Below are 12033 nucleotides of genomic sequence, written 5' to 3' on the forward strand. Positions count from 1 at the left end.
TTTTAGTAGGATTTTTCTCTCGGCTATTGAAACTCGGGTATATGCCCTCATTGCACAGAACACGCTTATGAATTCGGCAGGTTTTCGTTCGCAAGAAAAAACCTGCAGACCACTCGGAGACGCAGGTTTATGAAGCAACTGTCCGACGTAAAATTTTCCACCCTCGATCTGGTGCCGGTGCGCGAGAACGGCAGCCCGGCGCAATCGCTGCGCAACTCGCTGGATCTGGCACAGCATGTCGAGAAGCTTGGTTACACCCGGTTCTGGGTCGCCGAGCACCACAACATGGACGGCATCGCCAGTTCCGCCACCTCGGTGTTGCTTGGGTATCTGGCTGGTGGTACTTCGACGATTCGCGTCGGCTCCGGCGGGGTGATGCTGCCCAACCACGCACCGCTGGTGATCGCCGAACAGTTCGGCACTCTTGAAAGCCTCTATCCGGGACGCATCGACCTGGGGCTGGGCCGCGCGCCCGGCTCCGACCAGATGACTGCCCGCGCCCTGCGCCGCGAACGTTCTGGCAGTGCCGATGATTTCCCGGAAGACGTTGCCGAGCTGGCGCGTTTCCTCGGCCCGCGTACCCAGGACCAACGGGTAATCGCCATGCCCGGCACCGGTACCAACGTGCCGATCTGGTTGCTTGGTTCCAGCCTGTTCAGCGCGCAACTTGCCGGTGAACGCGGGTTGCCCTACGCCTTCGCCTCGCACTTCGCCCCGCGCTTCATGCACGAGGCGATTCGCGTCTATCGCAACCACTTCAAACCGTCGGCGGTGCTCGACAAGCCGTACGTGATGCTCGGGGTGCCGCTGGTGGCGGCGGATACCGATGAGCAGGCCGACTACCTGGCGACCTCGGTGTACCAGCGAATTCTCGCGCTGATGCGTGGGCAGAGTCTGATGCAGCGTCCGCCGGTGAAAACCATGGACGGCCTGTGGCTGCCCCATGAGCGCGAGGCGGTGGGGGATTTCCTCGGCCTGGCGATGGTCGGCAGCCCGCAGAAAATCCGCGCGAAGCTGGAGGTGTTGGTCGAGCAGACGCAGGCCGATGAGCTGATTTTCACCTGCGATCTGTATGAGCATGCCGATCGCCTGCATTCCTACGAACTGCTAGCCCAAGTCATGAAAGGATAACGCGGCCCCCTGTAGGAGCTGTCGAGTGAAACGAGGCTGCGATCTTTTGATCTGATTTTTTAAAGCCAGGATCAAAAGGTCGCAGCGTGCCGCAGCTCCTACAATGGAAAATCATCGCCCATAAAAAAGCCGACGCCTTCGCGTCGGCTTTTGCATTTCAAACGAGATCAACCGCGCTTGTAGACGATTTCCTTGGCGCCGCCTTCGCAAGTGCCGACGACTTTGCCGTCAGCCGCTGCGCCTTTATCGACAACTTCCAGCGAATACCCGGAAACGCCCTTGGCGTCCAGCTTCGCCGCAATCTCGCTTTTCAACTCTTCACAAGGCTTGCCAGCAGCCAACGCGCCACCCGCAAGGCTCAACAAACCTACTGCCAATATGAACTTCTTCATCGGTCGCACTCCCTGGTCGGATTAAAAGAGGCGGGCACCGGCAGTGCCGATGCGCTCACCTTGTAGCGCTTTGCCATTCCTATGGCACTCGGCCAGCGCGCAAGTTCAGAAGCGTAGCCCAAACTCAGCTGCTGGCAATGCGGAAGCCGACTTTGAGGGTTACCTGGAAATGTGCAGCCTTGCCGTCCTTGATGTGGCCACGGGTCTCGACCACTTCAAACCACTCCAGATGCTTGATGCTCTTGTTCGCTTCGGCCAGCGCGTTGTTGATGGCGTCTTCGATGCTGCTGGTGGACGAGCCGACCAGCTCGACTTTCTTGTAGGTGTGATGGTCACTCATGGCGATCTCCTTGGCGTTTGAAATTGACGTGTGGAATTGAGACTAGCAGTGAATCTGCTCTGTTGATTTCGGCGGCGCGACGCAAGCGAAGTTCAGATTTTCTGCACTTTCTCAAACCGCTGAAGTCCCAACCAACACACGCCACTCATCACCAATGCAGGAGAGCCACCATGGCCAACACCTCTTTACGTAAAGCCTCGTTGCAAAGCATGGAAGCCGAGATCGAGAGTCTGCTCAAATCGTTGGAAAGCCTGAAGGACGACGCGTCCGACGAGTCGCGCAAGACCCTCAAGGCCCTCAAGAGCAACGCTGAAAGCGCGCTGAAACATTCGCGCAGCCTGCTCAGCGATGCCTACGAAGAAGTCAAAGTGAAAACCCGCGAGACCGGCATCGCCACCCGCGATTACGCTCAGGAACACCCGTGGACCACCGCTGGTGTGGCGGTCGGTGCAATCGGTCTGCTGGCTGCTTATTTGCTGTTCAAGCGCGGCGAGTGATCCGTCTGGCGCAGCTCATTCCTGAGCCATTGCGCCAGTTGCCGGGCGCGTCCATCTGCGGCGCGCTTGGGTAGCCACAACGCCAGTTGCGCCGGGGTTTCGCAAAAGCCCCACGGCGCAACCAGGCGACCGGCCTTCAAGTCTTCGGTCACCAGCGGCTCTGGCGCGATTGCTACGCCGAGTCCGGCCACTGCGGCTTCCAGCAGATAATACAAATGCTCAAAACCTTGCCCCAACTTCAACGCATTGGCGTCGAGGTGGTTTTGCCGTGCCCAACTCGGCCACGCCTGCGGGCGCGACGTGGTGTGCAGCAGCGGCTCGCTGAGCAAGGCTGACGCCGGCGCTGCTTGCAGGCGTTGATTCCCGATGAACAGTGGACTCATCACCGGGCCGATGCGTTCTGCGGCCAGTTCGTAGACCTGCATGTCTGCCGGCCATGGCGGCTCGGCGAACAGCAGCAAGGCGTCAAGTCCGGGGCGACGGGGGTCGAGATCGCCTTCACCCGCTGACAGGTGCAGACGCAAGTCCGGCAGATCGGCGTTGAGCCGCCCCAGGCGTGGGATGAACCAGCGCGCCAACAGACTGCCGGAGCAGCCGAGCACGAACGGCGCGTCAGCGGTGCTTTGCGTCAGCTCGGCACACACACTGCGCAAGCGATCAAAGGCCTCACCGCTGGCGTCTCGCAGACGAATACCGGCATCTGTGAGTTTCAAGCCGCGACCGTCCTTGACGAACAGGCTCACGCCCAGATGCTCTTCTAGCACTTTGAGCTGGCGGCTGACTGCCCCGTGGGTGACGTGCAGCTGTTCGGCCGCCTGACTGACGCTGTTCAGCCGGGCGGTGGCTTCGAACGCGCGCAAAGCGTTCAGCGGGGGAAGGTCGTGGCTCATGGTATCTGTGAGTTTTCCTGACAGGTTGTGGCGATCTTATCGGTTTTCAGCCTGGAAGGTCAGGGGTAGAGTGGACGCCATTGTCTTCTCACCCGAATTCACCTGGAGCAAATCATGACCCAGACTTCGAACACCTCCAACCTGCGTAGCGGCCCTGACGATAACGGCCTGTTCGGCGCGTTCGGCGGCCGCTACGTGGCGGAAACCCTGATGCCGTTGATCCTCGATCTGGCCCGTGAATACGAAAAGGCCAAGGAAGATCCGGCGTTTAAAGAAGAGCTGGCCTACTTCCAGCGTGACTATGTCGGACGTCCGAGCCCGCTGTATTTCGCCGAGCGTCTGACCGAGTTCTGCGGCGGCGCGAAGATCTACCTCAAGCGCGAAGAGCTGAACCACACCGGCGCGCACAAGATCAACAACTGCATCGGCCAGATCCTGCTGGCGCGGCGCATGGGCAAGAAACGCATCATCGCCGAGACCGGCGCCGGCATGCACGGCGTGGCAACGGCCACCGTGGCCGCACGTTTCGGTCTGGATTGCGTGATCTACATGGGTACCACTGACATTGAACGTCAGCAGGCCAACGTATTTCGCATGAAACTGCTGGGTGCCGAAGTGATTCCGGTGGTGGCCGGTACCGGTACCCTGAAAGACGCGATGAACGAAGCGCTGCGTGACTGGGTGACCAACGTCGACAGCACCTTCTACCTGATCGGTACCGTGGCCGGCCCGCACCCGTATCCAGCCATGGTGCGCGACTTCCAGGCGGTGATCGGCAAGGAAACCCGCGAGCAGCTGCAAGCTCAGGAAGGTCGTCTGCCGGACAGCCTGGTGGCATGCATCGGCGGCGGTTCCAACGCCATGGGCCTGTTCCACCCGTTCCTCGATGATCAGAGCGTCGAGATCATCGGCGTCGAAGCGGCCGGTTATGGCATCGAAACCGGCAAGCACGCGGCGAGTCTCAACGGCGGCGTACCGGGTGTGCTGCACGGCAACCGTACCTTCCTGCTGCAGGACGACGATGGCCAGATCATCGACGCCCACTCGATTTCCGCCGGCCTCGACTATCCGGGCATCGGCCCTGAGCACGCCTGGTTGCATGACATCGGCCGCGTCCAGTACACCTCGGTCACTGACGACGAAGCCCTCGCAGCGTTCCACCAGTGCTGCCGCCTTGAAGGCATCATCCCGGCACTGGAAAGCGCTCATGCGTTGGCTGAAGTGTTCAAACGCGCACCGAAACTGCCGAAGGATCACCTGATGGTGGTCAACCTCTCCGGCCGTGGCGACAAAGACATGCAGACCGTCATGCACCATATGGAACAGTCGAAGCAGGAGAAACACTGATGAGCCGCCTGCAAACCCGTTTTGCCGACCTCAAGCAACAGAATCGCGCCGCGCTGGTGACCTTCGTCACCGCCGGTGATCCGGACTACGACACCTCGCTGGCGATTCTCAAAGGTCTGCCGGGCGCTGGCGCCGACGTGATCGAGCTGGGTATGCCGTTCACCGACCCGATGGCCGATGGTCCGGCGATTCAACTGGCCAACATCCGTGCCTTGGGCGCCAAGCAGAATCTGGCGAAAACCCTGCAGATGGTGCGCGAGTTCCGCGAAGGCAACAGCGACACGCCGCTGGTGCTGATGGGCTACTTCAACCCGATCCACATGTATGGCGTTGAGCGTTTTATCGCTGACGCCAAGGAAGCGGGCGTCGACGGTCTGATCGTGGTCGACATGCCGCCAGAGCACAACAATGAACTGTGTGACCCGGCACAGGCTGCAGGTCTGGACTTCATCCGCCTGACCACCCCGACCACTGATGATGCGCGTCTGCCGAAAGTGCTCAATGGCAGCTCGGGCTTCGTTTACTACGTGTCGGTGGCCGGTGTGACCGGTGCCGGTGCCGCGACTCTGGAGCATGTCGAAGAAGCGGTTACCCGTTTGCGTCGACACACTGATCTGCCGATCAGCATCGGTTTCGGTATCCGTACTCCGGAGCAGGCGGCGTCCATCGCCCGCTTGGCGGACGGGGTGGTGGTGGGGTCGGCACTGATCGATCACATCGCCAATGCGACCACGCCGGCCCAGGCTGTCGATGGTGTGCTGGGTCTGTGCAAAGCGCTGTCCGAAGGCGTGCGTCAGGCCCGCGTCAGCTGAAGGTAAAGTTCCTGATACAGAGGAATTAGCGCTTCACACCACGGCCTAATTGAGCAAGACCGAGGGATTCAGAACCACGTTCTGAATCCCTTTTTGCTGTTGGTGCAGTGAGGAATGACCCGATGAAAATGCCGAAACGTCTGATTGCCGGACTGGGCGTGCTGATGCTCAGCGCGACGCCGCTGCTGGCCAGCGCCGATCCACGCGATGATCATGACCACGGCGGCCCGCAGCAGGGCCACTACGATAACCGTGGTGACGATCACCGTGGCCCGCAGAACGACCACCGTGGCGGCCCGCCGCGCGACTTCGGCCCGGTACGCCAGACCATCCGCGACAATCACGGCTACTTTGTGCGCGGTGCACCGCCGCCACCGGGCATTCATCTGGAACGCGGTCGGCCGTTGCCGCACGGGTATTACGGCGAGCGACTGGACGGTCGGGCGCTGAGTCGTCTGCCGGTGTATCCGGGCTATGAGTGGCGCCGCGCTGGGGGCGATATCGTGCTGATCGCGGTGGGTACCGGAATCGTTTACGAAATTCTGGATGGTGTTTTGTACTGATTTACAGGCAATAAAAAGATCGCAGCCTGCGCCAGCTCCTACATCTATCCCTGTAGGAGCTGGCGCAGGCTGCGATCTTTTGCTTTCAGGGCAACTCCAGTCCGCCGGACGCCTTGTGCAATTTGCGCAAATGCTCGCCGATCTGCTTCACGTTGGCTTCGCTGGCGGCAATTTCGGCCGCTCGCTTGGGCTCCAGCAACTTGCGCACTTCCTTGTCCAGATCGCCGCTCAGCGCCAGCAGCTGTTTCTGGCGTTGGGCGCTTTCGTCCTGCAGGCGCTTGAACTCGCTCGGTTGCGGCAGCCCGTAGCCACGGCTGTCGAGCAGTTCCGCCGGGCGACTGAGGAAGCCACTGTTGGCGAGAATTTCCTGCAGGGTGGCGTTGGCCTTGTCCATTCCACCGTTTTCCAGCTCGCGAGCGCCGAGGTAGCGCTGCTTGACTTCGTCCTGGGCCAGCAACAACTGGCGGCGATAGCTCGCCTGTTCCAGCAGCAGCAACGCTGCGCTGGTGCGCAGGTCTGCACGTTCGAACCACTGCCGGCGTTCTTCGGCAGACAGCGATAGCCAGTCCTCGACGGTGGTCTGTTTGATCGGCAGCTGCTTCTTCAAAACATCGAACATCGCCTGATAGCGATCGCGGAACGAGTCGAAGCGATAGCCCAGGCGCAAGGCTTCCTTGGGATTGTCGAGCACGCTGGTGTCGGCCAGGCCACGGCCTTTGAGCACTTCAAGCAAACCGTTGGGCATGATGCTGTCCAGGCCAACCAGTTGCTTGTTATTGCTGCCGCTGCGTAACAGCTTGAGGCTTTCCACGGCGCAGTTGTTGGAGAGGAAGAAGTAGTTGCCGTCGTAACTCCAGTGCATCTCGGCGGCGTGCTCGACCACTTCTTCAATCTCGCTGCGTGACAGGTTCAGCGGCACTGAAGCGAGGCTGCGCAGTTCGGTCTTGGTGTACTCATCGATCACTTGGGCCAGTGGCAGCACGAACAGCCGCGACGGGTACTTGCCGACCAGACCGTCCCAACTCGACAGCTGCACATCACCGACAAAGGCGCGGTAGGACAGCACCAGATGCTGGTCGAGGTCGAGCCGGCAATCCGGGCCCCGTGGTCGCCCCGGTGCGCAGATCACCAGGCGCAACATGCTGTGACCCCAGCGGCTGACCCAATTCTGGTTGGCTTCGGCCAGTAGATAATCGACGGCATACACCCGCTCCGGGTCGACCTGGCCCAAGGGCTGTTTGGCGAAGTCGTTGCCGGCGTTGAGAAAGGCGAAAGTATTGCTGCAGGTGTCCTTGGCCGGTGGTGCCCAGCCGAAGCGCTCCTTGTAGTAACGATAGAGCGCCGGGCGACGGCAGGCGTAGCTCGGGTCGAGGAGGAAATACTCCATGTTGACCGCGACAAACTCTTTCGGACTGGAAATTTCGTACAGGTCCGGGCTGCGGGCTACCTGACGGTTGTGTTGTTCACGCTCGCCGCGGCGGCCGACGTACTGTTGCCAACCGGCGAGGTCGAGCAGACGCGGGTCATCGCTGAGGGTGAAGCGTCGCTCAGTCTGGCCACGGCACTCATCGGGAATGCCGATCAGGCCAGCGCTGTTGCTGCGGCGAGTGCAGCGCTGGATCAGCGTGCGCTCGGCAGCGGGCCACAGGCGTGCGCGATCATAAATGTGGGTGAGTTCGTGCAGCACCGTTGCCAGCAGTTCCTGGCGCACCGTGCCGTGGGGGCGATTGGTTTTCTCGTTGGCCGCGCTGCCGTCGGTGAGGCCGGCGAGCAGTTTGCGGTTCAGGTCGAGTTCCGCGACCAGCGTCGCCTGGCCGTAGGCGTTACCGGGCATGTCGTCGGTCCAGCCGACATCGATACGCCGGTCCAACTGTTCGACGAAGCTGGGTGGCAACTTGTGCAAGGCTTCATCGAGCAGCGCCCGGCTGGCCTGCTGCTGGGCGGGGCTCAGGCCGTCGGTCTTGAGCCGCAATTGCAGGCTGGCGTGGGCGCTGTTGCCAAGCAGCAACAACGCCCCGGCCAGCAGCCAGGTGCCGAGTGACTTCACAGGGCGAGGATGGCTTCGGCGAGCACCTGATCACTGGCGTCACGGGCTTCCGGCACGCGCGTGCGCAAGGTATTGAGCGCAGCCTCCAGGTGCGCACCACGGATATCGCCATTGCTGGCGACGAAGCTGGCCGCATCGTCGTGGGCTTCGCGGATGATTTTCGAATCGCGAATCGACGTGGTGGTATCAGAGGTGAAATCGATGGTGCGCTGGGAGGCACGAACGATGATGTTACTGGTGGCTACCAGGGTGTGCGCCTGGGCCATGTCGGCCAACAAAAACAGGCCAAGGGCGGCAGCAATCAGCGGGCTACGCATGGAACGACTCCGGAGGGCAATGATGACTAGGGATCAGGATAACTATTGGACGAGAATTGCCTGTGCCAGTTCAAGGTCGCCTGCATGAAGTTTTGGTCGGGTCTTGCGCAGATAATGCAGTGCGGATTCGAGCTGTGCGCCGCGCAATTGACCGTCACTGGCAACAAACGCCGCCGCATCGTCGTGAGCGGCGATGATCAGTTTACGGTCGAATGGCGCCGAAGACACCATTCCGGTGGCCCAGACCGTCACCACGGTGTTTTGCGTGGAGACATCAAAAGCATCGACCGAGGTTGCCCAGAAGGCACTGATCAACAAAGAAGGGAACAGCAGTCTGAATAAACGCATGGGGCTCGGTAACGGTTAACGAGCCCCAAGGCTAGCGCAAATCCCCGGGCCAGAGCCAGCGGCGAAACATCGGGACACGACTGGCGTGTCCCTTCGGCAACGGCGGATCAGATCGCCAGGATGGCTTGCGCGAGTTGGAAGTCGGTCGCGTTCAATTGCGGTGCCTGATGGCGGATCAGGTCCAGGGCACTTTCCAGTTTCACGCCGCGGATCTGGCCTTCGCTGGCGACGAAGCTGGCCGCATCGTCACGGGCAGCGATCACGACTTTGTTGTCACGCAGCGAAGAGCTGACGTCGGAAGTGGCATCCGAAGAGGACTTCAGCGCGCCAACCACGGCGTCGGTGGTCACGATGAAGCTGGAAGCACTGGCGTTGGCAGCCACGGCGAGCAAGGCGGCAGCGCTGAGCAAGCGAAGACGGGACATGGAGTATCTCCTGAAAGTAAACCGTATTGAGAGGTGGCTTGTGTCTGATGAGTCAGACGCGAGTTACAGAAGATTCGCCACGTTCTGGCGTGGATATTAGGCCTGTCTGCGGAGTTCGGACAGTGGGCAGAATGCTGGCGCCAGAAGGGTTTCTCCAGTTCGTTCAGCCGATCGGCGTGGCTGAGGCCCGGATCCGCGAGATCGCGGTGATCCAGCTGAGCCAGCAGGCGCCGCGTTCTGGTGCGCTCCAATCCTTGCCATAAGCCCGCAGCAGGCGTCGCAGCGGGGGTGATGAGCGAGCGGTTGGATCGGAATTGCGGAAACATCCTGTAAGTCTTTCATAGCGTTTTCCTTAAGCCCAGATGGGTTAAGGACAGGCTGCGCCCGATGCAGTTAATCAGGCAGATGCGCAGACGAAAAATTGTACTGGTTAAGATTCGAATTATTGAAAACTGTACCTGTTCTTCAAATAACCGGCTATACGGGGCTTTTGAACCCTGAAACGACAAGACCCGTCGCGGTTTCCCGCGACGGGTCTTGTTCGTTCAATTCGGGTTGCTGGCGGTGGGTCTAACGACCAGAGCCAGCGACGCTACTTAGCGCCAGAACGGCTTGCTCAGCTCTTCGTAGCGTTGTGCTTCGCTGATACCGGCGTCAGCCAGCAGACGCGAATCCAGACGAGCCAGTTGGTGGCGGCTGGAGATGCGGCGCTGCCACAACATCAGGTTGGCGATAACGCGCAGAGGCAGGGAAACCTGGTTTTTTGCAGCTTTGTCTTCGAAGAACAGTTCGGAACTGAGTGTACGTTCCATGGTTGACATCCTTCCGCTTGTGGCGGGATCAGGTAGTGGTTTAACTGGTGCCCATGATCCTCTCGTTTGCCTAGTCTCTCTAGATACAGTTCAACTGTATTGTGAGTGACCAGTTAACTGTTTATAGGGGGTGTACGGGTCAAAATTGAGCAAACTGTATCTGTCTGCACTTAACTGGTGCATTTTTGCTCAATCCTAGGCAGATGGTAGGAAAAAGCCGTAGGAAAACACCGGTACAATAGTACAGTTTTTTTCAGATGAGGCGGGGAAGAAAACCGCCGACACAAACTGTGTTTGCATCAGCGGTTTGACTGTGTGAGTTACACCGCCAGCATATGCCCGGTTTCTTCCAGGTTTATGTGCCAGCTCAACGCTTCACGCAGAATGTGTGGGGTGTGGCCACCGATCTCGCAGGCTGCGGTGAAGTAGTCGTTCAGCGCCTGGCGATAGTCCGGGTGCACACAGTTGTCGATGATCACCTGGGCGCGTTCGCGTGGGGCCAGGCCGCGCAGGTCGGCCAGACCGATTTCGGTCACCAGGATGTCGACGTCATGCTCGGTGTGGTCAACGTGGCTGACCATCGGCACCACGCTGGAAATAGCGCCGCCCTTGGCGATCGATTTGGTCACGAACACCGCCAGGTGCGCGTTGCGCGCGAAGTCGCCCGAGCCACCAATGCCGTTCATCATCCGCGTGCCGCAGACGTGAGTGGAGTTGACGTTGCCGTAGATGTCGAATTCCAGCGCAGTGTTGATGCCGATGATGCCCAGACGACGCACCACTTCCGGGTGGTTGGAGATTTCCTGCGGACGCAGCACCAGTTTGTCCTTGTACTTCTCCAGATTGCCGAACACATCGCTGTTGCGCCGCTCCGACAATGTGATCGAGCTGCCCGAAGCGAAGCTCAGCTTGCCGGCGTCGATCAGGTCGAAGGTCGAGTCCTGCAGCACTTCGGAGTACATGGTCAGGTCTTCGAACGGCGAATCAATCAGACCGCACATCACCGCGTTGGCGATGTTGCCGATCCCGGCCTGCAACGGGCCGAGCTTGTTGGTCATGCGCCCGGCGTCGACTTCCTGCTTGAAGAAGGTGATCAGGTGCTCGGCGATGGCATTGGTGTCGACATCCGGGGTCGACACCGTGGACGGCGAATCCGCCTGCTGGGTGATGACGATGGCGACAATCTTTTCCGGCGGGATCGGGATCGCGGTGCTGCCGATGCGATCGTCGACTTTCACCAGCGGGATCGGCGTGCGCGTCGGGCGATAGGTCGGGATATAGATGTCATGCAGGCCTTCGAGATTGGCGTTGTGCGCCAGGTTGATCTCGACGATCACCTGCTTGGCGAAAATCGCGAAGCTTGCCGAGTTGCCCACCGAGGTGGTCGGCACAATGTGGCCTTGCTCGGTGATGGCCACGGCTTCGATCACCGCGATGTCCGGCAGCTTCAATTGCTGGTTGCGCAGTTGCTCGACGGTTTCCGACAGGTGTTGGTCGATGAACATCACTTCGCCGGCGTTGATTGCCTTGCGCAAGGTGCTGTCGACCTGGAACGGCATGCGCCGCGACAACACGCCGGCTTCGGTCAGTTGCTTGTCGAGGTCGTTGCCCAGGCTCGCGCCGGTCATCAGGCTGATCTTCAGCGGCGTGACCTTGGCTCGCTCGGCCAGTGCGTGAGGGACGGCTTTGGCTTCGCCCGCGCGGGTGAAGCCGCTCATGCCGACGGTCATCCCGTCTTCAATCAGCGCGGCGGCGTCGGCGGCGCTCATCACTTTATCCAACAACGAAGGCAGGCGAATACGGTCACGGTACATGGATTATTTTCTCGGGAAGCGAGTAGCAGGATGCGCAGTCTAGTGAATTTCGCGGGCGCCTGTCCCGCTACCAAGGTCGCAAACGAGGCGTCTATTTAGCGGGTTTCAAGTAAAACACCGTTACTGGATCTGCAACAACGTGGCAAATTGTCCGAAGGTTTGCGCAAACGAAAACGCCCCGACAAGTCGGGGCGTCCGGTACTGCAGCGGGGAATTACTCGACCGCCTTGACCATATCTTCGATGACTTTCTTGGCGTCGCCGAACACCATCATGGTCTTGTCCAGGTAGAACAGTTC

16 protein-coding genes are annotated in these 12033 nt (G+C 60.2%); 6 read left to right on the top strand and 10 right to left on the bottom strand.

The window, feature by feature from the left end; genetic code table 11:
* Positions 1-129 precede the first annotated feature (129 nt).
* A complete protein-coding gene (locus tag BW33_RS03515; RefSeq protein ID WP_047597080.1) occupies positions 130-1131 on the top strand; it encodes an LLM class flavin-dependent oxidoreductase in 1002 nt (333 codons plus the stop codon).
* Between the two features lie 167 nt (positions 1132-1298).
* Here BW33_RS03515 and BW33_RS03520 read toward each other — a convergent pair whose 3' ends face one another.
* On the bottom strand, positions 1299-1523 hold the full coding sequence (locus tag BW33_RS03520; protein ID WP_047597082.1) for a DUF1161 domain-containing protein: 225 nt from the start codon (positions 1521-1523) through the stop codon (positions 1299-1301).
* A gap of 124 nt (positions 1524-1647) precedes the next feature.
* Positions 1648-1863 (bottom strand): dodecin, encoded by a 216-nt coding sequence (locus tag BW33_RS03525; protein WP_027610201.1) that lies wholly within the window; start codon positions 1861-1863, stop codon positions 1648-1650.
* 170 nt (positions 1864-2033) lie between these two features.
* Between BW33_RS03525 and BW33_RS03530 the strand changes: the two genes are divergently transcribed.
* Positions 2034-2360, top strand: a complete 327-nt coding sequence (locus BW33_RS03530; protein ID WP_003220391.1) for a DUF883 family protein — start codon at positions 2034-2036, stop codon at positions 2358-2360.
* On the opposite strand, the gene BW33_RS03535 is transcribed toward BW33_RS03530, so the two are convergent.
* On the bottom strand, positions 2333-3250 hold the full coding sequence (locus BW33_RS03535) for a LysR family transcriptional regulator (protein WP_047597084.1): 918 nt from the start codon (positions 3248-3250) through the stop codon (positions 2333-2335). The genes BW33_RS03530 and BW33_RS03535 overlap by 28 nt on opposite strands.
* 114 nt (positions 3251-3364) lie before the next feature.
* Here BW33_RS03535 and trpB point away from each other — a divergent pair, with 114 nt between their 5' ends.
* The 3 genes from trpB (at position 3365) to BW33_RS03550 (ending at position 5972) form a co-directional block, all read left to right on the top strand.
* Positions 3365-4597 (top strand): tryptophan synthase subunit beta, encoded by a 1233-nt coding sequence (gene trpB / locus BW33_RS03540; RefSeq protein ID WP_047597085.1) that lies wholly within the window; start codon positions 3365-3367, stop codon positions 4595-4597.
* Positions 4597-5409, top strand: a complete 813-nt coding sequence (gene trpA / locus BW33_RS03545; protein WP_047597086.1) for a tryptophan synthase subunit alpha — start codon at positions 4597-4599, stop codon at positions 5407-5409. The genes trpB and trpA overlap by 1 nt, the downstream gene beginning before the upstream one ends.
* Before the next feature lie 122 nt (positions 5410-5531).
* Positions 5532-5972, top strand: a complete 441-nt coding sequence (locus BW33_RS03550) for an anti-virulence regulator CigR family protein (RefSeq protein ID WP_047597088.1) — start codon at positions 5532-5534, stop codon at positions 5970-5972.
* Between the two features lie 85 nt (positions 5973-6057).
* Here the strand turns inward: BW33_RS03550 and BW33_RS03555 are convergent, their stop codons facing one another.
* The 4 genes from BW33_RS03555 to BW33_RS03570 form a co-directional block, all read right to left on the bottom strand.
* Positions 6058-8019 carry a DUF7844 domain-containing protein gene (locus tag BW33_RS03555; RefSeq protein WP_047597089.1) on the bottom strand — a complete coding sequence of 654 codons (1962 nt, stop codon included), beginning with the start codon at positions 8017-8019 and terminating at the stop codon, positions 6058-6060.
* The gene (locus BW33_RS03560) at positions 8016-8336 is read right to left on the bottom strand and encodes a DUF2388 domain-containing protein (RefSeq protein WP_047597090.1); all 321 of its coding nucleotides are present in this window, start codon (positions 8334-8336) and stop codon (positions 8016-8018) included. The genes BW33_RS03555 and BW33_RS03560 overlap by 4 nt, the downstream gene beginning before the upstream one ends.
* 42 nt (positions 8337-8378) lie before the next feature.
* A complete protein-coding gene (locus BW33_RS03565; protein WP_047597091.1) occupies positions 8379-8684 on the bottom strand; it encodes a DUF2388 domain-containing protein in 306 nt (101 codons plus the stop codon).
* 107 nt (positions 8685-8791) lie between these two features.
* Complete coding sequence (locus BW33_RS03570; protein ID WP_007962831.1) at positions 8792-9109, bottom strand: DUF2388 domain-containing protein; 318 nt, start codon at positions 9107-9109, stop codon at positions 8792-8794.
* 131 nt (positions 9110-9240) lie between these two features.
* On the opposite strand from BW33_RS03570, the gene BW33_RS30310 reads away from it, so the two are divergent.
* On the top strand, positions 9241-9372 hold the full coding sequence (locus tag BW33_RS30310; protein ID WP_269079445.1) for a hypothetical protein: 132 nt from the start codon (positions 9241-9243) through the stop codon (positions 9370-9372).
* A 333-nt stretch (positions 9373-9705) separates the two neighbouring features.
* Here BW33_RS30310 and BW33_RS03575 read toward each other — a convergent pair whose 3' ends face one another.
* The 3 genes from BW33_RS03575 to BW33_RS29935 form a co-directional block, all read right to left on the bottom strand.
* Entirely contained in the window at positions 9706-9921 is a 216-nt protein-coding gene (locus BW33_RS03575; protein WP_047597093.1) for a DUF1127 domain-containing protein, read from the bottom strand.
* A 320-nt stretch (positions 9922-10241) separates the two neighbouring features.
* A complete protein-coding gene (locus tag BW33_RS03580) occupies positions 10242-11735 on the bottom strand; it encodes an acetyl-CoA hydrolase/transferase family protein (RefSeq protein WP_047597094.1) in 1494 nt (497 codons plus the stop codon).
* Positions 11736-11949: 214 nt separating this feature from the next.
* Positions 11950-12033 (bottom strand): NAD(P)(+) transhydrogenase (Re/Si-specific) subunit beta (locus BW33_RS29935; RefSeq protein WP_177327458.1); only part of this gene is annotated, 84 nt, incomplete at its 5' end.

This window comes from Pseudomonas sp. RIT288, assembly GCF_000631985.1.
Taxonomy (GTDB): Bacteria; Pseudomonadota; Gammaproteobacteria; order Pseudomonadales; family Pseudomonadaceae; genus Aquipseudomonas.